Below are 22,459 nucleotides of genomic sequence, written 5' to 3' on the forward strand. Positions count from 1 at the left end.
GCATGTAAGCACCCGGCGACCGAACCTAGGCTGAACCCGGCGTTCAGGTGGCGTTCACAACAATGAGGGGGAGATTGCGCACTCGTAGAGCGATTTCGGCTGAGCATCGAGCCGCCGCTCGTCAGCGGCCCAACTGCGCGCACCCAAAGATGCGCGCAGCCGTCGTTCGATCAGGCCTTGAAGTAGCTCTGGAGCGGGCGAACCTCGAGGTTGCCGGCCTTGAGCGCCTTGATCGCGCGCGCTGCCGCCTCTGCACCTGCCATGGTGGTGTAGTAGGGCACCTTCTGCATCAATGTCGCGCGGCGAAGCGACTTGGAATCCGAGATCGCTTTGTTGCCATCCGTCGTGTTGATGACAAGCTGGACCTGCCGGTTGCGGATCGCGTCCTCGACATGCGGACGACCTTCCTGGACCTTGTTGACCTTGACGGCGGCAATGCCGTTTTCACCGAGGAAGCGGGCGGTGCCGCCGGTCGCCATCACCTTGAAGCCGATGTCGACGAGAATGCGGATCGCCGGTAGGACGCGGGTTTTGTCTTCGTCGCGGACGGATACGAACACCGTTCCGTCGCGCGGCAGATCGACGCCGGCACCGAGCTGCGACTTGGCAAAAGCAAGCGCGTAGTCGGTATCAAGGCCGATGACTTCGCCAGTCGAGCGCATTTCCGGGCCGAGCAGCGTGTCGACACCGGGGAAGCGGGCGAACGGGAACACGGCTTCCTTGACGGCGATGTGCTTCAGGTTGCGCGGGTCGGGCTTTTCGCCGTAGGCGGCGATCGCCACATCCAGCGCTTCACCGGCCATCACGCGGGCAGCGATCTTGGCGATCGGCGCACCGATGGTCTTGGCGACGAAGGGCACGGTGCGCGAGGCGCGCGGGTTGACTTCGAGCACGTAGATCGTGCCGTCCTTGATCGCGAACTGGACGTTCATCAGACCACCGACATTGAGTGCTTTGGCCAGCGCCGTCGTCTGGCGTTCCAGCTCGTCGACCATCGCGTTGTCGAGCGTGTGAACCGGCAGCGAGCAGGCACTGTCGCCGGAGTGAATGCCGGCCTCCTCGATGTGCTCCATGATACCCGAGACGAACACATCCTTGCCGTCACAGAGGCAGTCGACGTCGACTTCCGTGGCGTTGCTCAGGTAGCTGTCGAACAGCAGCGGGTTCTTGCCGAGAAGCGTGTTGATCTGGCCGGTCTTGTCGTTCGGGTAACGCTGCTTGATGTCTTCCGGAACGAGGCCCGGAACTGTATCGAGCAGATATGTCTGCAGCATGCTTTCCGAATGGATGATCTGCATGGCCCGGCCACCGAGAACGTAGGACGGACGCACGACCAGCGGGAAGCCGATTTCGGCGGCAACGAGGCGTGCCTGTTCGACCGAATAGGCGATGCCGTTGTTCGGCTGGTTGAGATCGAGCTTCATCAGCAGCTTCTGGAAGCGGTCGCGGTCTTCGGCAAGGTCGATCATGTCGGGTGCGGTGCCGAGGATCGGGATGCCGTTCTTTTCCAGTGCTTCCGCCAGCTTCAGCGGCGTCTGGCCGCCGAACTGCACGATGACGCCGACCAGTTCGCCCTTTTCCTGCTCGGCGCGCATGATCTCGATCACGTCTTCAGCGGTCAGCGACTCGAAGTAGAGCCGGTCCGACGTGTCGTAGTCGGTCGAAACGGTCTCGGGGTTGCAGTTGATCATGATCGCTTCATAGCCAGCGTCCTTCAAAGCGAAGGCGGCATGGCAGCAGCAATAGTCGAACTCGATGCCCTGGCCGATCCGGTTCGGACCACCGCCGAGGATGACGACCTTCTTGCGGTCGGAGACATCAGCCTCAGAGCGGGCCGCACCAACGAAAGGCGTCTCGTAGGTCGAGTACATGTAGGCGGTCGGCGAGGCGAATTCGGCGGCGCAGGTGTCGATGCGCTTATAGACCGGGCGGACGTTGAGCGCGTTTCGAAGTTCTGCCACTTCCTTCGGGCGCTTGCCGCCGAGCGTTGCCAGCCGGGCATCGGAGAAGCCCATGGCCTTCAGCATGCGCAGGTTCTCAGCATCCTGAGGCAGGCCGTGCTCGCGGACGCGCGCTTCCATGTCGACGATCGCCTTGAACTGGGCGATGAACCACGGGTCGATCTTGCTTGCCTCGTGAACTTCGGCCTCGCTCATGCCGAGACGCAGCGCCTGGGCAACCATGCGCAGACGGTCCGGCGTCGGCGTACCGATCGCGGCACGGATAGCGTTACGGCCATCGCCGTTCTCGTCCATGTCAGGGATTTCGATTTCATCGAGACCGGTGAGCCCGGTCTCAAGGCCACGCAGCGCTTTCTGCAGCGATTCGGCAAAGGTACGGCCGATCGCCATGACTTCACCGACCGACTTCATCGCAGTGGTCAGGACCGGCGAGGCGCCTGGGAATTTCTCGAAGGCAAAGCGCGGGATCTTGGTGACGACGTAGTCGATCGACGGCTCGAAGGATGCCGGCGTCGCGCCGCCGGTGATGTCGTTCTCGAGTTCGTCGAGCGTGTAGCCGATGGCGAGCTTGGCCGCGATCTTGGCGATCGGGAAGCCGGTTGCCTTGGAAGCGAGAGCCGAGGAGCGCGAAACGCGCGGGTTCATCTCGATGACGACGAGACGACCATCCTTGGGGTTGACGGCGAACTGCACATTCGAGCCCCCGGTCTCGACGCCGATCTCGCGCAGCACCGCGATCGAGGCGTTGCGCATGATCTGGTATTCCTTGTCCGTCAGCGTCAGCGCCGGAGCAACGGTGATCGAATCGCCGGTGTGCACGCCCATCGGGTCGATGTTTTCGATCGAGCAGATGATGATGCAGTTGTCCGCCGTGTCGCGGACGACTTCCATCTCGTATTCCTTCCAGCCGAGAACCGATTCTTCGATCAGCACTTCGGTGGTCGGCGATGCGTCGAGGCCGCTGCCGACGATGTCGAAGAATTCGGTGCGGTTATAGGCGATGCCGCCGCCGGTGCCGCCGAGTGTGAACGACGGGCGGATGATCGCCGGCAGGCCGACATCGTCGAGCGCCTGCGCGGCGATGGCCATCGCATGGTTCATGTAGCGCTGCTTGCGATCGCCTTCGCCGAGGTTCCACTGGTTTTCCAGTTCGTCGAGCGCCGTGTCGAGTTCCGGCCCGGAAAGGCGGCCCTTCAGTTCGGCGCGTTCGGCCTCATGCACCTTGCGGTCGTGGTCCTTGATGTCGGTGGCGTTCGCCAGGCGCGACTTCGGCGTCTCCAGGCCGATCTTGGCCATCGCCTCGCGGAAGAGCGCGCGGTCTTCTGCCTTGTCGATCGCGTCCGGCTTGGCGCCGATCATCTCGACATTGTAGCGGTCGAGAACGCCCATGCGGCGCAGCGACAGCGCGGTGTTGAGCGCGGTCTGGCCGCCCATGGTCGGCAGCAGTGCGTCTGGGCGCTCCTTGGCAATGATCTTGGCAACGACTTCCGGGGTGATCGGCTCGACGTATGTTGCGTCCGCCAGACCCGGGTCGGTCATGATCGTTGCCGGGTTGGAGTTGACGAGGATGACGCGGTAGCCTTCCTCCTTCAGCGCCTTGCAGGCCTGGGTGCCGGAATAGTCGAATTCGCATGCCTGACCGATGACGATCGGCCCCGCGCCGATGATGAGGATCGATTTGATATCTTGGCGCTTCGGCATGGTCGGTCATCCGTTTCTAGCTGCGCGAAAAACCGGCCAAAGTGGGAGGTCACCGGCCGGGCACGCATTGATGGTCTTTTCAGGCTAGAAGCGGCTTATAGGCAAATGTATCTGCAAGCGAAACCCCGAAAATTCCGGAATCGACAGGAAAGCCGACATATTTCGGCATGGGCTTTTGCAACGTGTCGGACGGCGGTCCCAAAGCCGCATGCGGGCCGTCAAATCACGCCCGGTACCACCAGAACCTCGACCTCGCCGGCAGCAGGCGGATGGGCAATCACGCTGGCGGCTTCATCGAGCGAAACGTGCCGCGCGATCCTCCGTGCAAGAGGTGCCTGTCGGTGCCACACGCCTCGACGCGCACCAGCAGGTCACCAGGGCCGGGAGCAGGCGTCCACCTTACGCAGGAAGTTCACTTCACCCAGGAACAGGTCGTCAATCGCCTCGAGCCGCAACGCCTTCATGACCATGCCTCCCTCCACAATTTCCCTGGTGCCAATAGGATTGTCAAAGCGGGACGGTCAAGGACGCGATCGAGGAAGGCGATAACCCCAGCGCTGCCGCACGGCCGCAGCATAGGTGCGGCTCACCGGCACTTCGGTTCCATCGCAAAGCAGGATCGTCATGCGACCGTTATCACGGACGAGGCGTGCAACATGCGCGTCCGCCACCCAATGGGAACGATGGACCTGCAGGCCCGCCACCGGGCCGAGTTCACCGAGCGCATCGGCGAAGCGCAACAGGACGAGTTCACGGCCGAGAGTGGTCGTCACTTCCGTGTAGTGATCGCTAACCGTCACGTGCAGCGGCAGGCCGCGATTGGCGGGTTTCAGGCGCAGAAGCAGCGGTACCCGGCCCGTCTCCTTGAGAAGAGCCGGGTTGCGGGACGTCTGTTGCCCGGCCTCGTCGGACGCGATTGCGGTGGTGCCGGCGTCATTCAGCTCCAAGGCGAATTCAGTGTTCATCGTCATCCAGGTCAAGGTGCAGAACAAGAGCGACAGGAACAGGCCGGTCGCGATGTCCGTCATGACGTCAGCGACTGTTGGAATGGCCGAAAAGGTCGCCGAGCCGATCGCGGTGGTCACGAGGCCGATCGGTATGCTGGCAACGGCTGCACCGATCATCATGCGAACGAAACCGGAGGCAACCTTTTCGCGCAGCAGGCCATTGGCAAGCACGGCCGAAACGATTGCGATCGCCCAGGTGACGGCGTGCAGCACGAGCCAGAACCCGAGCCGCGGCACGACAGCCAGGCGTTCGGCAGTGCCATAGGGCCCCGTGACCCAAAAGATCAGCACGACTGCAGCAAAGGTTGCCCAGAGGCGTGGCGCCTTGACGACAAGATGCAGCTCACGAAGCGTGGATTGCAGAAATGGGCGTTTCACGAAGTTTTCCGTCCGTTCCAGTCAAAGCGTTTGAGCGCAGCCCGGAGCCTGCCGCAAGTTCGGGGAAAATCAACAGCATAGAAATTTTTCATGACATTTTCACCTCTTCTCCATGCATCGTTCGCAGTGCAGCTGCACGTCGCGACCGTCATCCCGGCTGCCATCCTTGGTGCTTTCCTGCTTGCCCGTCCGAAGGGCACACGCCTGCATAGGCTGCTCGGCAAAATCTGGCTCGCACTCATGGTCGTGACCGCATTCTCCACGTTCTTCATCCATGAAATCAAGCTGGTCGGCGGTTTCAACCCCATTCACCTGTTGTCGATCTATGTGCTCTTCGGCAGCTGGCAGACGATTGCGGCCGCCCGGCGGCACGACATCCCCGCGCATCGCGGGCATGTGGCTGGCATGTATCTCGGCGGCATTGTCGTTGCCGGCCTCTTCACACTGCTGCCCGGAAGGCTGCTGCATGCGAGCCTGTTCTCCGAGCTTTCGATCTGGCAGTCAGCGGTGATGGCGGCTCTGCTGGCTGCGCTGCTCATTTCCGCAGCCGTCCTGTCGATCCGACAGGGTCGTCTCTTCGGTCGCCGCAAGTCCTCGAAAAGATTAGCTTGATCGCAACCTTACGGGCCTGATTGCGTTTTACAACGGCATTCGGCCCGGCATATAAAAGGTCTGACCGATATTGCGTATCGATCCATGCCGGGAGGACAGATCATGGAATGGAAAGGCCGCCGCCAATCCGGAAACGTTGAGGACCAGCGCGGGGCGAGCCCCGGCGGCGGTCTGGGCGGTAATCCATTCGGCCGCGGTGGTGGCTTCCGCATGCCCGGCGGTGGCGGAGGCATGCGTGGCGCCGGCGGCGGCATGAGCTTCGGCACCATCATCTTTCTGGTCGTGCTCTATTTCATCCTGAAGGCCTTGGGCATCGACATGCTGCAGGTGCTGAACGGCGGCGGCGGTCCGGTCGCGCAGCCGGGCTTCGAGCAGAGCGATGGCTCGCCGGTACCCCGCGGATCGGCGCAGGAAGAAGAGATGAAAGCCTTCATGTCGACGGTGCTGGCCGAAACCGAAGACACCTGGAACGGCATCTTCCAGGCGAGCGGCGAACAATATCAAGAGCCGAAGATGGTGCTGTTCAGCGGCTCCGTGCGCTCCGCCTGCGGCTTTGCCTCGGCAGCGTCCGGCCCGTTCTACTGCCCTGGTGACCGCAAGGTCTATCTCGACATGGGTTTCTTCGACGAGCTTGAGCAGAAGTTCGGCGCATCTGGCGACTTCGCGCAGGCCTATGTCGTTGCGCATGAAGTTGGCCACCATGTTCAGAACCTGATCGGCGTGCTGCCGAAGTTCAACCAGATGCGCCAGTCGATGGGTGAAGCCGAAGCCAACCAGATGTCGGTTCGCGTCGAACTGCAGGCTGATTGCTTCGCCGGCGTCTGGGGCAAGTATACCCAGCAGAAGGGCCTGTTGGAGCAGGGCGATCTGGAAGAGGCGCTGAACGCCGCCACCCAGATCGGCGACGACACGCTGCAGAAACGCATGCAGGGCTACGTCGTCCCGGAAAGCTTCAACCACGGCACATCGGAGCAGCGCATGCGCTGGTTCAAGCGCGGCTTCGACAGCGGCAAGATGGCGGCCTGCGACACCTTCTCCGGCCAGGTCTGATTCCAGACCGTCCAGGGAAAAAGCAAAGGGGCCGGCGAGAACTGTCGGCCCCTTTCGTTACCCGGGATTAGAGCGCTCTGGGTTAGACAAAGTTGCAGAGAACACTCTACAGCGCTGCGCGTCTTATTCGACGCGCAAAGATCGCTGTAGCACTTTGAATTGCTGCATGTTTTCACGCATTTCCTGACGGAAAACCGCTTCGCACTTTTCCTGGAAATGCTCTAATGGCGCTCGCTGTCCATATGGGCGAGCTGCGCCTCGGGATAGCGCGCGCCTGCGGCCGCATCCCTCGGCACCGCCCGCTCGATCGCGGCCAGATCTTCCGGTGTCAGATGTACCGCTTGCGATGCCAGCGCTTCGGCCAGCCGGTCGCGACGACGTGCACCGATGAGCGGCACGATATCCTTGCCTTGGGCTGCGACCCAGGCGATCGCAATCTGTGCCACGGTGGCGCCCTTCGCATCCGCCACGCGCTTCAGCGCGTCGACAAGGGCCAGATTTGTGTCGACATTGCCCGCCTGAAAACGTGGGCTGGCCGCGCGGAAGTCGCCACGTGCGACCGCATCCTTCTGCCAATGGCCGCTGATCAGGCCGCGCGACAGCACGCCATAGGCGGTAATGCCGATACCGAGCGCACGGCACGTGGGCAGGATATCGTCCTCGATGCCGCGCGAGATCAGCGAATATTCGATCTGCAGATCCGCGATGGGATGGACGGCCGCTGCCCTTCGGATGGTCTCGGATCCGACTTCCGAAAGCCCGATATGCCTGACATAACCTGCCTGCACCAGATCAGCGATTGCGCCCACTGTTTCTTCGATCGGCACGTCCGGGTCGAGACGGGCAGGGCGGTAGATGTCGATATGGTCGACGCCCAACCGCTGCAGGGTATAGGCGAGAAAGTTGCGCACCGCCTTCGGTCGGCAATCATAGCCCACCCAACTGCCACCAGCGTCTCTCAAGGCACCGAACTTCACGCTGAGAACGACCCGATCGCGGTCCTGGCCCTTGAGCGCTTCGCCAATCAGCATCTCGTTGTGGCCCATGCCATAGAAGTCGCCGGTATCGATGAGCGTAATTCCCGCATCGAGCGCCGCATGGAACGTGGCGATGCTTTCCGTACGATCCGACGGGCCATACATGCCCGACATGCCCATGCAGCCAAGGCCGATGTTGGAAACCATAGGGCCGACTTTTCCGAGCGAAACCTGATCCATTCTCGTTCTCCTTCGGCGGCGCGCCTTTGCGCCCTTCTTCGTCCCCATTGTTACGCCCGGTCCTATCGTGCGATAATCCCGTACAGTCAGAACAAGCCGTACGGCATTTCGCACAATGAACGATCTTCCTCTCGCCGACCTCGATGCCTTCACCGCCGTTGCGCGCGAGCGCAGCTTTCGCGCTGCCGCCGAGAAGCGGGGCGTTTCCGCTTCGTCGCTGAGCGAAGCGCTGCGGCGGCTCGAAGCCAAACTCGATGTGCGGCTCCTCAACCGCACGACCCGCAGTGTAACACCGACGGAAGCCGGCATGCGGCTACTCGAGCGCCTGCAGCCGGCACTCGGGGAGATTGCCGGCGCGCTCGACCAGGTGAGCGAATTGCGCGACAGTCCCGCAGGAACCCTGAAACTGAACGTGCCCACGGTCGTCGCGCGCGTGATCCTGCCCTCGATCATTGGGCGCTTTCTGAAGGTAAATCCTGCCATTTGCTGGAGGTGACGGCAGACGACGGCTTCATCGACGTCCTTGCCGCCGGCTTCGACGCCGGCATCCGCTACGAAGAGCGGGTCGAGCGCGACATGATCGCCATTCCGATCGGACCGCGGCAGCAACGCTACATCACTGCCGCGTCGCCGGACTATCTCGCGCGACACGGCCTTGCCGCAACACCCGCACGATCTTCTGGAGCATGCCTGCATCCGGCATCGCTTCGCAAGCGGCGTCAGCCTAGCCTGGGAGTTCGGTGACGGAGACGCAGCAATCTCGATCGCCCCTCCGACTGTCGTCATCGCGAACTCGGTCGATCTTGAAATTGCCGCTGTAGTCGAAGGTCTCGGCGTCATCCGGACGTTCGAGGAGTTCCTGGCGCCGCATCTCAAATCCGGCGCCGTCGTGACGATCCTCGACGAATGGGTGACGCCCTTTCCAGGGCCGTTTCTCTACTATGCCAGCCGCCGCCACATGCCGGCGCCGCTTCGAGCCTTCGTCGACTTTCTCAAGGCCGAGCAACGGTCAGGGGTGCGCTGAATGGCGGCCATTTTGGGGAGCAATGGATCAACAAACGCGATTGTTCTCATAAAAAACTTTGAGATGTTCACGTATTGTTTCGACTAAAATCATGCGTTACACCTAAATTGGTAACGTCGTTCACGTTCTGTCTCCGCGCTGGCGACGGATGGCGCAGGGAGAGTTTCATGCTCGACGAAAAGTTCGTGCGGCGCGGCCTGTTCCTCGTCTTTCTCATCCTGCTTCTCGACATCATCGGCATCGCCATCATCGTGCCGGTGCTGCCCACCTATCTGGAGGAGCTGACCGGCGCCAATGTCAGCGACGCGGCGATCGACGGCGGCTGGCTGCTGCTCGTCTATGCCGCGATGCAGTTCCTGTTCGCGCCCCTCATCGGCAACCTCAGCGACCGTTTCGGACGCCGGCCGATCCTGCTTGCCTCCGTGCTCACCTTCGCCATCGACAATCTGATCTGCGCTCTCGCGACCAGCTACTGGATGCTCTTCGTCGGCCGTGTGCTCGCCGGCATCAGCGGCGCCAGCTTCGGCACCGCTTCGGCCTATATCGCCGACATCAGCCATGACGGAAACCGGGCGAAGAATTTCGGCCTGATCGGAATCGCGTTCGGATCCGGCTTTGCACTGGGGCCGGTCATTGGCGGGCTGCTTGGCGAACTGGGTCCGCGTGTGCCGTTCTATGGTGCCGCGGCACTTTCCTTCATCAACTTCCTGCTCGGCGTTTTTCTGCTGCCGGAGACATTGGACAAGGCGCATCGTCGCCGCTTCGAATGGCGGCGCGCCAATCCACTCGGCGCGCTCAGGCAGATGCGCAACTATCCCGGCATCGGCTGGGTCGGGCTGGTGTTCTTCCTGTTCTGGATGGCGCATTCGGTTTATCCGTCCGTCTGGTCGTTCGTATCGTCTTACCGGTACGGCTGGAGCGAGGGGGAAATCGGCCTGTCGCTCGGCATCTTCGGCATCGGCGGTGCCATGGTGATGGCGTTCGTACTGCCGCGCGTCGTGCCGCGGCTTGGCGAGTGGCGGACGGCCGTCCTCGGCCTGATTTTCACGGCACTCGGTGCCGCGGGCTACGCTGCTGCCTGGCAGGGCTGGATGATCTATGCCGTGATTATCGCCACCGCGCTCGAAAGCCTCGCCGATCCGCCGCTGCGCAGCATCGCCGCCGGCCATGTGCCGCCGTCGGCGCAGGGAGAGTTGCAAGGGGCGCTCACCAGTATCGGCAGCATCACGACGATCATCGGCCCGCTGATCTTCACCCAGATCTTCGGCTACTTCACGAGCCCGACGACCACGGTCTCCTTCTCAGGCGCCCCCTATGCACTCGCCAGTTGCTTCGTCGTCGGTGCGCTCGCGGTGTTCTGGCTCAAGGCACCAAAACGGCTCGCGGTCGCGGCTGAACATATCGAGCCCGCAGTGTCCATGGCCGAACCGCGCTACTCCGATCGCAGTGCCATGCACTGAAATTGATCAATATTCGTGATCTTTGGATGAAAAATTGAGCAGTCGGAGCTTTGTTACTGGTTCTTTTGCCGGCCGTGATCTATTTCGGTCATCCTTGCCTTCGTTCTGACCTGCCGCATTTCGGCCGCGTCGACATCCAGGAATCCGTCATGCTGACCGCCACTGCGAGCCCGACCCCGGTGCAAACCGACAATTCATGGCGCACTCATTATCGTGCAAGCCTCTATCTCGGGGTGCCCTTCATCGGCGCACAGCTGGCGCAGCTTGCGATCAACACAACCGACGTCTTGATGGTGGGCAAGCTTGGCGCAACGCAGCTTGCGGCAATCATCCTGGCGACGCAGATGTACTTTACCATCTACATCTTCGGCAGCGGCTTCGCCAACGCGGTCGTACCGATGGCCGCGCAAGCCCAGGGCAGGGGCGACAAGGTCTCCGTGCGTCGCTCCGTGCGCATGGGTCTCTGGGTGGTGCTGTGCTATGGCGTGCTGACGGCGCCGGTGCTCTGGCTGGCGGAACCGATCCTGCTGCTTGCCGGCCAGCAGCCGGAGGTCGCGGCACTCGCGGCCGAGTATCTGCACATTGCGCAATGGGCGATCTTTCCCGGCCTCATCTTCATGGTGCTGCGGGCGTTCCTGAGCGGTCTGGAGCGGGCGGGGATCATTCTCTATGTCACACTGGCAACGCTGGTTCTCAATGCAGCGCTTTGCTACGTGCTGATCTACGGCCACTACGGCTTTCCGCAGCTGGGCATCTTCGGCGCGGCCGTCGCCGCCCTTGGCGTGGCCGTGCTCGGCACGGTGCTGACCATCGCCTATATCAAGAGCAAACCGGAACTGAACCAGTATGAGCTGTTCGTGCGTTTCTGGCGCCCGGATTGGCCCGCCTTCAGGGAAGTCGTCTATCTCGGCATACCGATCTCGCTGACCATTCTTGCCGAAGTCAGCCTGTTCACCGTCGCCTCGTTGCTGATGGGAACCATCGGCACGATCGAGCTTGCCGCACACGGCATCGCGCTGCAGTTCGCCTCGCTCGCCTTCATGATCCCGCTCGGAATTGCGCAGGCGGCAACCGTGCGCGTCGGCCTTGCCTACGGCCGTGGCGACATGCTCGGCGTCCGGCGTGCCGCGATCTCGGCACTGGTGCTCGGAGCCATCTTTGCGATCATCGGCAGCGCCATCTTCGCTCTCTTCCCGAGCCAGCTCGCCGCCCTTTATCTTGACACCAACCGGCCGGATGCCGCGCAAGTGCTCGCCTTTGCCGCTCCGCTCATCGTGATCGCCGGCGCGTTCCAGCTGGTGGACGGATTGCAGGCAATCGCCGCCGGCATGCTTCGCGGGCTCAAGGACACAAAGGTGCCGATGATCCTGGCGATGATCTCCTATTGGCCGATCGGGTTCCTTTGCGCCTGGGCCTTCGCGTTCCCGCTCAAGTTCGGCGGCATCGGCGTGTGGTTCGGCTTCGTGCTGGGACTTGCCGCTGCAGCATTGTTCCTGAACTGGCGGTTCTTCCGGATGATCCGCGACCACAAGGTGACGGCGGCTTAAGCATCGACCAAAGAAAAAGCCGGACGGGCAGGGGATGCCGTCCGGCTTACAAAAGGCGACCACATCAGGGGAGAATGTCGGTCGCTTATTCCGAAACTCCTGGAGGAAGTTTCTCAAGGTCTCTAAACGTTGAACCCGCCGGTCTCATTGGAGCCCAGTCGATCGCGCTGGAGGTCGCGTATCGTGCGGGCAAAATCGACGAGAAAGACGAAACTGATTACCGCCGCGGCGGTCATGAAGACTGTCGCCATGACATGATACCTTTAGCCGAAGATCTTACGGTTGCTTGAACGGTCACGTTGCTCACGGGACTCGTCGCGGAGTGCATGTATCGTCGCAAATATCATTGCGAAAAACATCGTCATCGAAAACAGAGCAAGTCCCATAGCCGTCATCCTTTCAGGTTCCTAAACGGCAGTATCTTCAAAAAGGTTCCGTTCTTTCTTGCTTCACATTACCGATTGCAACGTGAAACACTCTTGAACATGGCATTCATCTAGCATTCATTTCTTTGGTGCCACTGTTTCCCAGGGAACAGGCCCGCGCTCCTGCACAACTCTTGCGATCTGTCGCCGTCCATGACAAAAGGCTTCACCAAACGGAAACAGGTGCGATGACGACGGCATTCTACCCCGGCTCCTTCGATCCGATGACGAACGGGCATCTCGACGTACTTGTTCAGGCGCTGAACGTGGCGCGCAAAGTCATCGTGGCAATTGGCATCCATCCGGGCAAGGCGCCGCTTTTCTCGTTCGACGAGCGCTCGGACCTCATTCGCCAGTCGCTGCTCGAGTTTCTGCCCGAGCGTGCCGCCGACATCGACGTCGTCTCCTTCGACAATCTCGTGGTCGACGCTGCGCGGCAAAGCGGCGCAAAGCTGCTTGTGCGCGGCTTGCGCGATGGCACTGACCTCGATTACGAGATGCAGATGGCTGGCATGAACCGGCAGATGGCGCCGGATGTCCAGACCTTGTTTTTGCCGGCTGGCACGGCATCGCGGCCCATTACAGCCACATTGGTCCGCCAGATCGCGGCCATGGGCGGCGACGTCAGTGCCTTCGTGCCCAAGGCTGTTCACGCGGCGCTGCAGGCCAAACGCAAGGCCTGAGCCGCCACACTCCATTCACCACTCAGGGAGAAACCATGAAAATCCTCCACCTCGCTTTCGCCGGTGCCGTCACGCTTGCGTCCTGGACGGGAACGGCGCTTGCGCAGTCGGCCGACAACTTCCTCACAATCACGCTGAAGGATGGCCCTGTTGTCGTCGAGCTTCGCCCTGATATCGCGCCGAAGCACGTCGAGCAGATCAAGGCGCTTGCAACAGCCGGCGAATACGACAACGTCGCCTTCCACCGCGTCATCAAGGGCTTCATGGCCCAGACAGGCGACGTCCAGTACGGCGACATGGAAAACGGCTTCCAGCCCCAGGCTGCGGGCACGGGCGGTTCGTCCAAGCCGGACCTGCCGGCCGAATTTTCCGACGTACCGTTCGAGCGCGGCACGGTCGGCATGGCCCGTTCGCAGGATCCCAACAGCGCCAATTCGCAGTTCTTCATCATGTTTGCCCCGGGCGACTTCCTCAACGGCCAGTACACGGTCGTCGGCAAGGTCGTCTCCGGCATGGAGAACGTCGATAAGATCAAACTCGGTGACGACGCCAACAACGGCTCCGTCGCCGATCCCGACCGCATGATCAGCGTCAAGGTCGGCAAGTAAAGTCAACAGAAGGAGAAAACCCATGGCCGAGATCAAAGATCCGGAAAACACGATCATCATGGAGACCACCAAGGGCAAGGTCGTCATCGAGCTTATGCCGAACGTGGCTCCGGGTCATGTCGCCCGAATCAAGGAACTGGCACGCGAAGGCGCCTATGACGGCGTGGTGTTTCACCGCGTGATCGAGGACTTCATGGCACAGACCGGCGACGTCCAGTACGGCAAGACCGGCGGCGAGCACTTCAACCCGTCGCGTGCCGGCATGGGCGGCTCATCCAAGCCGGACCTGAACGCTGAATTCTCGAACGTCAGCCACATTCGTGGCACGTGCTCGATGGCGCGCAGCCAGATGCCGAACTCGGCCAATTCGCAGTTCTTCATCTGCTTCACCGATGCTCCGTGGCTGAACAAGCAGTACTCGGTCTGGGGCCAGGTCATCGAAGGCATGGACAACATCGACAAGATCAAGCGCGGCGAACCGGTGCGTGATCCCGACACCATCGTGTCCATGCGGGTTGCCGCCGACGCCTGATTTGCGCTAATGCACAAACCCGCCCCGGTCGCGCCGAAAGGCCCTGGGGCGGGTTTGCTTTTTTTTCAGAAACGATCCATGCGCGTAGACCTGTTCGACTTCGACCTTCCGGAAACCTCGATTGCGTTGCGGCCCGTAAATCCGCGCGACAGCGCCCGCATGCTCGTCGTCGACCCGCAGGCGCCGGAACTCCTGACGGATCACGGCGTGCTCGACCTGCCGTCCTTCCTGCGTCCCGGCGACGCACTGGTGTTCAACGACACCAAGGTCATTCCGGCGCAGCTCGAAGGCATTCGTCGACGCGGCGAAGAGATTACCACGCCCGTCTCGCTGACCCTGCATATGCGGGTCGCGCCGGATCGCTGGAAGGCGTTTGCCCGGCCGGCACGCCGCCTCAAGGTCGGCGACCGCATTGCCTTTGGCCACGGCGGCAACAGCTGCATGCTCGGCACACTCGACGCAACTGTCGAGGAAAAGGGCGACGCCGGTGAGGTGACGCTGCGCTTCGATCTCGCCGGACCGCTGCTCGACGAAGCGATCATGGCCGTCGGGCACATTCCATTGCCGCCATATATCGCCTCCAAACGCGCAGAGGATGCTCAGGACCGCGTCGACTACCAAACGGTCTACGCCCGTGAGGAGGGCGCCGTAGCCGCCCCTACCGCTGGCCTGCATTTCACCGAGCGGCTGTTTTCCAGGCTGAACGAACTCGGCATCGAACGTCATTTCGTCACCCTGCATGTCGGCGCCGGGACATTCCTGCCGGTCAAGGCCGATGATACCGACGACCACGTGATGCACCTGGAGATTGGCCAGGTCGATGCCGCAACCGCCGAACGCCTCAATGCCGTCAAGGCGAGGGGCGGCCGGATGGTCTGCGTCGGTACGACGTCGCTACGGCTGATCGAAAGTGCGGCGGACGAACACGGTATCATCCATCCCTGGTCAGGCCCGACCGGCATCTTCATCACGCCCGGCTACCGCTTCCGCGCCGTCGACATGCTGATGACCAATTTTCACTTGCCGAAATCGACGCTGTTCATGCTGGTTTCGGCCTTCTGTGGCCTCGAGACGATGCGCGCGGCGTATACCTACGCGATCGAGAGCGGCTACCGCTTCTATTCCTATGGCGATTCCAGCCTGCTTTTTCGGAAAGACTAGATGACCGAAACCTTCCAGTTCAAGCTGCACGCAACCGACGGCAAGGCGCGCCTCGGTGAGGTTTCCATGCCGCGCGGCACCATCCGTACGCCTGCCTTCATGCCAGTCGGAACCGTCGGCGCGGTCAAGGCGATGTATCTCGATCAGGTCAAGGATCTCGGCGCCGACATCATCCTCGGCAACACCTACCATCTGATGCTGCGCCCTGGTGCTGAACGCGTGGCGCGGCTTGGCGGTCTGCACAACCTCATCCGCTGGCAGGGTCCGATCCTCACCGACAGCGGCGGCTTCCAGGTGATGTCGCTTGCCGGGCTGCGCAAGCTCGACGAGCAGGGCGTCACCTTCAAGAGCCATGTCGACGGCGCGCTGTTCCACATGTCGCCGGAACGGTCGATCGAAATTCAAGGCTTGCTCGGCAGCGATATCCAGATGCAGCTGGACGAGTGCGTGGCTTTGCCGGCCGAGCCCAAGGAGATCGAGCGGGCAATGGAAATGTCATTGCGCTGGGCGGAACGCTGCAAGGTGGCGTTTGGTGACCAACCGGGCAAGGCGATGTTCGGCATCGTCCAGGGCGGCGACATTCCGGCACTGCGCGTGCGCTCGGCGGAAGCCCTGAAGGGGCTGGATCTCAAGGGCTACGCCGTCGGTGGACTTGCGGTCGGCGAGCCGCAGGAGGTGATGCTCAGAATGCTCGACATCACATGCCCCGAGCTACCTGCCGAAAAGCCGCGCTATCTCATGGGCGTCGGCACGCCCGACGATATCCTAAGGTCGGTCGCACACGGCATCGACATGTTCGACTGCGTCATGCCGACCCGCTCCGGACGACATGGTTTGGCCTTCACCCGCCATGGCCGCATCAACCTGCGCAATGCGCGCCATGCCGAAGACCTGCGGCCGCTAGACGAACAATCCTCGTGCCCGGCGACGCGCGACTATTCGCGCGCCTATTTGCACCACCTGATCCGCTCGAATGAGTCACTCGGGGGCATGCTGCTCAGTTGGAACAACCTTGCCTATTACCAGGAACTGATGGCGGGCATTCGCCTGGCAATCGAAGAGGGCCGCTTTGCCGACTTCATGGCCGAAACCCAGGAAACCTGGCGGCGAGGGGATCTGGCGCCACTCTGAGGACCAGACCTGCTCAGATCTCCGGACCTGGGGCCGACTGGAGCATCATGACGCCGTTGATCTTGTAGCTGCCGTCGGGCTGCTTCATCAGCTGGTAGACCGCCGTCCAGTCCTTACCATCGGGAGCCGAGATCAGCACCTCCTGAATGACCTGATCGCCCACCACCTTGGAGCGGCCAAAGGCAAAATTTCCGGGCCGATAGACCGGCTGGTAGCCGCGCGTGACCATGTCGAAGAAGGCCGTCTTGTCGGGAAACTTGCCGCGTATCGCCGGCGAAGCGAAGGAGTAGGCGGCGTCCGCATCGTCATTGAGGAAAGCCGCGATCTGATCCTGGATGATCGAGCGTGCCGTATCGACCGGTTCTTCCGCCCGACAAAGGCCCGCGCCTGCGAGTTGCGCTGCGATACCGAAGGCAATGGCAAATGTCCTGATCATCACCGATCTCCACCAGACGTTTCTGCCTGCTCCTGAAAGCATAGGTCGTTTGCACGTTCTGGAAATGGCGCGGACAGCGCCGTGCGCTTCTTCACACCAAGCACATATATACAATATCGTTCATATTCAATGCCTTAAACGGAACTTCTAAATTAATCTTTCAAACATCATAACTTAGTGATATTCGCAATTGTCACCTGAGCGCACCCAATCGCATTCCCAATGGCCGAACTGTTTGCGCTCGGCGACGGTGTCGGGACGGTAGAGAATGTTGACATCCGGGCTGAACCGCCTGCCATGACGACGCCTGGCATGCCGCGGCCGACGTCTGGCGCGGTGCTCCGGCAGATGCCGCCAGAGCTTGATCGCGTGCCCATCCGCGGAATAGGCGTACTTGTAGATCGTCTCATGGCTGACAGAAACTGGATCGCGCTCCAGCCGCATGCGGCCGGCGTTCTGCTGCGGCGACCAGCCATGCATGATGCGCTCGATCACCGATTGGCGCACATGCGAGAAACGAGCAAGCTTGCGTAGCTTGGCTCTGCGCTCACGCGCCATCGCGTTGGCGGTGACGCAATAGTAGCCGCTAAGGTCTGGCATCTGCGGATCAACAAAAGTATTGCGCCTGAGTTCGCGGAAAATCGTCGAACGATGTCCGTGCAGTTTCTCAGCGATTACGTCAACGCTGATGCCAGCCGATCGCCAGCGGGCAATCTTGCGGCGTTCATCCATATCGATCTGGGAGTAGGTGCGTCTCATGAGCCATTCCTTGCGCGTGACAACCCATTGGTATCTATCGCAAGTCGCACTTCGAATTAGAATGTACCCSGCTACACGAGATGTGGCAGCAAGGTTGAACTGTCCACGTTGGCGCAAAGTAGAAATGTCACTTTGGGCGGCGCGTCGTCAGCCATTTAGACATGCGACACTCGACATCTCCACTGGCGCTGAGGCAAGCCCCCGACCGGACCGGCTGGRCCGGGTTGCAAGGGAAGGGAGGGGGCGGATGAGACGCTCCCCTTCGGCTTTAGCTTGGACAGTTGAAGCAGCCGGTCATTCCGCCGCATCGAGGTCAGNCCGGGTTGCAAGGGAAGGGAGGGGGCGGATGAGACGCTCCCCTTCGGCTTTAGCTTGGACAGTTGAAGCAGCCGGTCATTCCGCCGCATCGAGGTCAGAGAGCGCCTGTCGCCGCCGGGCAATGACCGCAGGATCGTTCATGAAATCCTTCCGACGTCCCGGGCCGCGCGCGCGTCGAACGTAGCCGTTCTTCTCGCTGTTCGTCTTCACGGCGGGCTTCGTCTGCTGCTCCTGACGTTCCTTGATGTAGGTCAGGAGTTCACCGAGCCGCTTGTTCTCGGTGATCGCCGCATGCGTCACCCGCTGGTCCTTGYCGAACACCCGGTAGGGTAGGGAATGCCCCTTCCAACGCACATCCAGCCTGCCGTCGGCAAGCGCGTAGGTCTCGACATAGCGACCGACCAGCCCGCGCGTCACCTCGTTCTCTTCCAGYATGATCCGCTGGCGCTCGAACGAAAACGTCAACTGGGCACCGACATAACGCTGCTCACGTTTGCATAGCACGTCGCGCAGCCGATCCGGGGCAAGGTTCAGCGGCCGATGCAGATCATCAGATCTGGCAGGGGTAATGGCAAACYGSYGGTTATAGCGCTCCATGAACCGAGGCAGGAAAGCGTTGCCGTCGTCCATGCCGCAGACGCCCTCCAGGCGCAGATCCTTAATCAACCGGTCCTGYAGCGTCCGGTTCATCCGCTCGACSCGGCCCTTGGCCTGGCTCGAGTTTGCGCAAAGAATCTCGATGTTTAACTCGCAAAGTGCACGCCCGAACTGGGTCATGCCCTGGCCGCCCTTGGCATCCTTCTTCGCAACCCGGAACACCGARTGCTTGTCGGAATAGAAGGCGACTGGAGCACCATGCGCCTTCAGATAGAGTTCCAGCGCCTCGAAGTAGCTGAACGCACTTTCCGATCGTACAAACCGCAACTGCATCAGCTTGCCGGTCGCATCATCGATGAACACCAGTAATGAACATGGATCACCGCGATCTTCGAACTCGCGGCGCGACCGTCTCTGGCTTTTTGGCTGGCGAGGGTGGTTGCCCCCGATAGGATGAAAAAACGGGCTCTCGATTGGAACCGGGCCCAAACATCGGATGGAGGCAACCATGAACCAATATATTGGGCTTGATGTTTCATTGAAAGACACCGCAATCTCGATCCGGGAAGACGGGAAGCGGATCTGGCGGGGGAAATGTCCTTCGGATCCCAATCTTCTCGCACAGATGATCCGCAAAAAAGCTCCGCGCGCCCAGCGCGTGGTATTCGAAACGGGACCGCTGTCGACGTGGTTCTATCACGCGCTGACGAGCGAGGGGTTGCCGGCGATCTGCATTGAAGCGCGACACGCGCAAAAGGTACTGAGCGAGACGCTCAACAAAACTGATGCCAACGATGCGGATGGTTTAGCGCAACTCGCTGAAGCGGGCTTTTACAAAGCGGTTCGCGTCAAGTCGTTTGACGCTATGATGACCCGCACATTGGTGGCTGCCCGCGAACAACTCCTGAACATCTCGACACAACTTGGCAATCAAATCCGCGGCCTGATGAAGACCTTCGGTCTGATCATCCCGAAAACGAAGGGGCGAGTGTTTGATGGCGATGTGCGGAAGCTTTTGGATGGGAACAACGAGCTTGCGAAGATTATCTTGCCTCTTTTGGAGGCGTGGCACGATATCCGCAAGCGCGCAGCCGATCTTGGTCGCCAGTTGCTGATAGTGGCACGTGAGAGCGAAGCCACGAAGCTGTTGATGACAATCCCGGGCATCGGCGCAGTCACGGCGGTATCCTACGTTACGGCAATTGAAGACCCAGGAAACTTTCGAACGTCGCGGTCGGTTGGCGCCTGGCTTGGGTTGACAACCCGGCGCTACCAATCAGGCGAAGTCGATTGTGACGGCCATATCTCGCGAAGGGGTGACAATCGTTTACGTGGGCTGCTTTATGAAGCGGCGACAGCGCTGCTGACGAGAACCAGTGCCAGGACCGAGAGCAGTCTCAAGAGTTGGGGACTTAAGCTGCGGGAGCGACTTGGCTTCAAGCGGGCCGCTGTGGCCGTCGCCCGGAAACTCGCGGTCATCATGCACAGCATGCTCAAGACGGGAGAAGTGTTCAACGCATCGGCTGGCGCGACCATATAGGAGACGCTCAGCCTTCGTCCCTCAGCGCGCCATGTAACTTTGCGTGCTGAGCGTCCCTGCTGCGGACGTGGGCAGGATCATTCCGCTATCGCTGGCTGCAGCTCGTTGAGACTGCGTTTCGAACATTAGGAAGATCCCACCTGCGAAGACCATTGTGCGGCGACATTTGTCGACCGCGGAGACAACCCTGCTCCCAGCACTGGATAGCTCTGAAGGACATGGCCGGTGAGGGCAGTCCATTCAATCCGTTCCAGCCGTGTTGCCTCTCTCGCAAGCCGGCAAGGGAATTGCGTGCTCAAACCAGCTTGACGGATGGAGTGCGATTAGATGGGATATTCGGCTTTGCGTTTCAGCGTTGACCGTTGTGGATTGCGGTGCTGCGCTTCTGACTGATGGTAAAATGAGGTCATGTCTTTCAACAGCCTCAAACGTCAGAGGGAGAAGCGCAGTGAAACACTATTGTGCACTGGATGTATCGGTGAAAGAGACCGCGGTCTGCATTGTTGATGAGACAGGCAAGATTTGCCGGGAGTCGAAAGTTGCTACTCACCCTGAGGATTTGATCTCGGTGATCAAGGATTCGAAGTGGCAGATTGAGCGGATCGGTCTTGAAGCCGGACCACTGTCGCAATGGCTTTATGAAGGGCTCGCCAAGGCAGGATTGCCGGTGATCTGCATCGAGACCAGGCATGCCAAGGCATTTTTGAAAGCCCAACCGAATAAGACGGACCGCAACGATGCGCGTGGCATGGCCCAGATGATGCGCGTCAATCTCTATCGGCCTGTGCATGTGAAGACATTGACGAGCCAGAAGCACCGAGCATTGCTGACCGCGCGCAAACTCTTGCAGGAAAAAGCCATCGCCATCGCGAATGACATTCGCGGATTGTTGCGCAACTTCGGTCTGAAAGTCGGATTGGTCGGCAAGATCAAATTCGAGGAGCGGATCAATGAGCTCGTCGAAGACAGGCCTGATCTACACGACATCATGCAGCCATTGTTGGCTGCACGCAAACTACTGCGCGCCGAGTTCACCAAGCTGCACAAGAAGGTTTTGGATTTGGTCCGCGAGGATGAAGTCTGTCGCCGATTGACGACGATCCCTGGTGTCGGCCCTGTTGTCGCTCTCACCTACACGGCAACCATCGATATTCCTGGCCGGTTTGCACATTCAAAGGCGGTCGGTTCTGTGCTCGGGCTGACGCCGAAACTGAACGAGTCTGGTGAAAGCAAACGGGTCGGGCGAGTATCCTGTTGCGGTGACGCGATGATGCGATCCCTGCTGTACGAAGCAGCGCAAGTCCTGCTTGTAAACGTTAAGAAATGGTCGTGGCTAAAAGCGTGGGCGATGAATATCGCCAGACGCCGCGGGAGGCAAAAGGCGGTTGTAGCGTTGGCCCGACGGCTTGCTGTGATCATGCATCGCATGTGGAGTGACGGAACCGAATTCTGTTGGACACGGGAGAGCTTGCCTGTTGCTGCGTAATTAGCAACCAAGGTGACAAGAACAAAAGGAGACAAGAAGATTCCGCCGACGGTGGAAAGATGTCCTTCGCAGGACGACGGATGGGGTGAGTTCGCTGGTTGTCTTGGTACGGTCGTCTATTGCGATCAGGTCGCCGATTAGATTGTTCCGCCTCATTCTTCTGGTCCCATAGTGGGAGGGCCACGCAGGCCGATCCCGGAGAGAAGCGCGATACTGCGAAGACATCAATCAACCATAGCTACGGACAGTCAGAAGGTGCTTGACCTCACCACGCCGAATAGAGAAGACAACCAGCGATGCTCGGAACCGTCGATCTGAACCAGCTCGCCGTAGGCCTCGCGCCGCAGCCGCGGCTGATGGAACGTCCGTCGCTGCTTGCGCGACAGGGCCGGCCTCCGACATCCATTGGCGCAAGGTCTCGCGCGACACCGTCAGACCATCACGCTCCGCAAGCTTCTCGGCCGCCAGCGTCGGACCAAAGTCCGCATAGCGCTCGCGCACGATCGCCATGGCGTAATCGCGTACGCCGTCGCAGATCCGGTTGTTCGATGGCCGGCCGATCGCCTGGTGCCGGATCGACGCCGCACCGCCAGCGCCGATCCGGTCCAACAGACGACGCACCTGGCGGGTACTYAAGCCMAGSACATGSGCYGCCGACACCARCGTCATSCGCCCGGCRRTCACTTTCGACAARAYCTCRATCCGCTGCAGGTCACGCTCGCTCATCGCAATCAATCCCATCCGCAATCTCCCAGGTCATCAAAACCCGGGGAGAGTGACATTCTTACTTTGCAGGATCAGGACACTTCAACTTTGCGGCTACACG

At 60.8% G+C, this 22,459-nt stretch carries 16 protein-coding genes and 4 pseudogenes; 12 read left to right on the plus strand and 8 right to left on the minus strand.

All coding sequences use genetic code 11. The features are described from left to right. Nucleotides 1–170: 170 nt before the first annotated feature. A complete protein-coding gene (gene carB, locus ASD03_RS17070) occupies nucleotides 171–3,662 on the minus strand; it encodes a carbamoyl-phosphate synthase large subunit (RefSeq protein WP_025427078.1) in 3,492 nt (1,163 codons plus the stop codon). Nucleotides 3,663–4,183: 521 nt separating this feature from the next. Further along, entirely contained in the window at nucleotides 4,184–5,047 is an 864-nt protein-coding gene (locus ASD03_RS17075) for a LytTR family DNA-binding domain-containing protein (protein ID WP_025427077.1), read from the minus strand. 90 nt (nucleotides 5,048–5,137) lie between these two features. On the opposite strand from ASD03_RS17075, the gene ASD03_RS17080 reads away from it, so the two are divergent. Next, nucleotides 5,138–5,659: a DUF2306 domain-containing protein gene (locus ASD03_RS17080; RefSeq protein WP_057214355.1), complete on the plus strand. Its 522-nt coding sequence runs from the start codon at nucleotides 5,138–5,140 to the stop codon at nucleotides 5,657–5,659. 102 nt (nucleotides 5,660–5,761) lie between these two features. Continuing rightward, the gene (locus ASD03_RS17085; protein ID WP_025427075.1) at nucleotides 5,762–6,709 is read left to right on the plus strand and encodes a neutral zinc metallopeptidase; all 948 of its coding nucleotides are present in this window, start codon (nucleotides 5,762–5,764) and stop codon (nucleotides 6,707–6,709) included. Nucleotides 6,710–6,930: 221 nt separating this feature from the next. Here ASD03_RS17085 and ASD03_RS17090 read toward each other — a convergent pair whose 3' ends face one another. Continuing rightward, nucleotides 6,931–7,926 (minus strand): aldo/keto reductase, encoded by a 996-nt coding sequence (locus tag ASD03_RS17090; protein WP_025427074.1) that lies wholly within the window; start codon nucleotides 7,924–7,926, stop codon nucleotides 6,931–6,933. 115 nt (nucleotides 7,927–8,041) lie between these two features. Between ASD03_RS17090 and ASD03_RS17095 the strand changes: the two are divergent. The 3 genes and pseudogenes from ASD03_RS17095 (at nucleotide 8,042) to ASD03_RS17105 (ending at nucleotide 11,957) form a co-directional block, all read left to right on the plus strand. Next, nucleotides 8,042–8,950 (plus strand): annotated as a pseudogene (locus ASD03_RS17095) (LysR family transcriptional regulator). A 167-nt stretch (nucleotides 8,951–9,117) separates the two neighbouring features. Then, the gene (locus ASD03_RS17100; protein WP_025427073.1) at nucleotides 9,118–10,410 is read left to right on the plus strand and encodes a tetracycline resistance MFS efflux pump; all 1,293 of its coding nucleotides are present in this window, start codon (nucleotides 9,118–9,120) and stop codon (nucleotides 10,408–10,410) included. Between the two features lie 149 nt (nucleotides 10,411–10,559). Then, a complete protein-coding gene (locus ASD03_RS17105) occupies nucleotides 10,560–11,957 on the plus strand; it encodes an MATE family efflux transporter (protein ID WP_025427072.1) in 1,398 nt (465 codons plus the stop codon). Between the two features lie 122 nt (nucleotides 11,958–12,079). Here ASD03_RS17105 and ASD03_RS41125 read toward each other — a convergent pair whose 3' ends face one another. Next, a complete protein-coding gene (locus tag ASD03_RS41125; RefSeq protein ID WP_255569870.1) occupies nucleotides 12,080–12,208 on the minus strand; it encodes a hypothetical protein in 129 nt (42 codons plus the stop codon). 362 nt (nucleotides 12,209–12,570) lie between these two features. On the opposite strand from ASD03_RS41125, the gene coaD reads away from it, so the two are divergent. The 5 genes from coaD to tgt all read left to right on the plus strand — a co-directional run bounded on the left by coaD (nucleotide 12,571) and on the right by tgt (nucleotide 16,497). After that, nucleotides 12,571–13,065, plus strand: a complete 495-nt coding sequence (gene coaD, locus ASD03_RS17110; protein WP_025427070.1) for a pantetheine-phosphate adenylyltransferase — start codon at nucleotides 12,571–12,573, stop codon at nucleotides 13,063–13,065. A gap of 35 nt (nucleotides 13,066–13,100) precedes the next feature. Further along, on the plus strand, nucleotides 13,101–13,673 hold the full coding sequence (locus ASD03_RS17115; RefSeq protein WP_025427069.1) for a peptidylprolyl isomerase: 573 nt from the start codon (nucleotides 13,101–13,103) through the stop codon (nucleotides 13,671–13,673). 22 nt (nucleotides 13,674–13,695) lie between these two features. After that, nucleotides 13,696–14,205 carry a peptidylprolyl isomerase gene (locus ASD03_RS17120; protein WP_025427068.1) on the plus strand — a complete coding sequence of 170 codons (510 nt, stop codon included), beginning with the start codon at nucleotides 13,696–13,698 and terminating at the stop codon, nucleotides 14,203–14,205. 78 nt (nucleotides 14,206–14,283) lie between these two features. Further along, nucleotides 14,284–15,366 (plus strand): tRNA preQ1(34) S-adenosylmethionine ribosyltransferase-isomerase QueA, encoded by a 1,083-nt coding sequence (gene queA, locus ASD03_RS17125; protein WP_025427067.1) that lies wholly within the window; start codon nucleotides 14,284–14,286, stop codon nucleotides 15,364–15,366. Continuing rightward, nucleotides 15,367–16,497: a tRNA guanosine(34) transglycosylase Tgt gene (gene tgt / locus ASD03_RS17130; RefSeq protein WP_057208604.1), complete on the plus strand. Its 1,131-nt coding sequence runs from the start codon at nucleotides 15,367–15,369 to the stop codon at nucleotides 16,495–16,497. It begins immediately after the preceding gene. Between the two features lie 13 nt (nucleotides 16,498–16,510). Here tgt and ASD03_RS17135 read toward each other — a convergent pair whose 3' ends face one another. From ASD03_RS17135 to ASD03_RS17145, 3 genes and pseudogenes are all read right to left on the minus strand, one after another. Further along, a complete protein-coding gene (locus tag ASD03_RS17135; RefSeq protein ID WP_057214358.1) occupies nucleotides 16,511–16,933 on the minus strand; it encodes a DUF4864 domain-containing protein in 423 nt (140 codons plus the stop codon). Between the two features lie 210 nt (nucleotides 16,934–17,143). Then, a pseudogene (locus ASD03_RS17140) lies at nucleotides 17,144–17,692 on the minus strand (IS30 family transposase); the annotation flags it as partial. 393 nt (nucleotides 17,693–18,085) lie between these two features. Further along, nucleotides 18,086–19,003 (minus strand): annotated as a pseudogene (locus ASD03_RS17145) (ISNCY family transposase); the annotation flags it as partial. A 112-nt stretch (nucleotides 19,004–19,115) separates the two neighbouring features. Between ASD03_RS17145 and ASD03_RS17150 the strand changes: the two are divergent. Further along, nucleotides 19,116–20,147, plus strand: coding sequence for an IS110 family transposase (locus ASD03_RS17150; RefSeq protein WP_057208601.1), 1,032 nt, complete (start codon nucleotides 19,116–19,118; stop codon nucleotides 20,145–20,147). A 448-nt stretch (nucleotides 20,148–20,595) separates the two neighbouring features. Then, a complete protein-coding gene (locus ASD03_RS17155) occupies nucleotides 20,596–21,633 on the plus strand; it encodes an IS110 family transposase (RefSeq protein WP_025428935.1) in 1,038 nt (345 codons plus the stop codon). A gap of 290 nt (nucleotides 21,634–21,923) precedes the next feature. On the opposite strand, the pseudogene ASD03_RS17160 reads toward ASD03_RS17155, so the two are convergent. Further along, nucleotides 21,924–22,374, minus strand: a pseudogene (locus tag ASD03_RS17160) (helix-turn-helix domain-containing protein); the annotation flags it as partial. Nucleotides 22,375–22,459: the final 85 nt, after the last annotated feature.

The organism is Ensifer sp. Root127, assembly GCF_001425225.1.
In the GTDB taxonomy this organism is placed as follows: domain Bacteria; phylum Pseudomonadota; class Alphaproteobacteria; order Rhizobiales; family Rhizobiaceae; genus Ensifer; species Ensifer canadensis.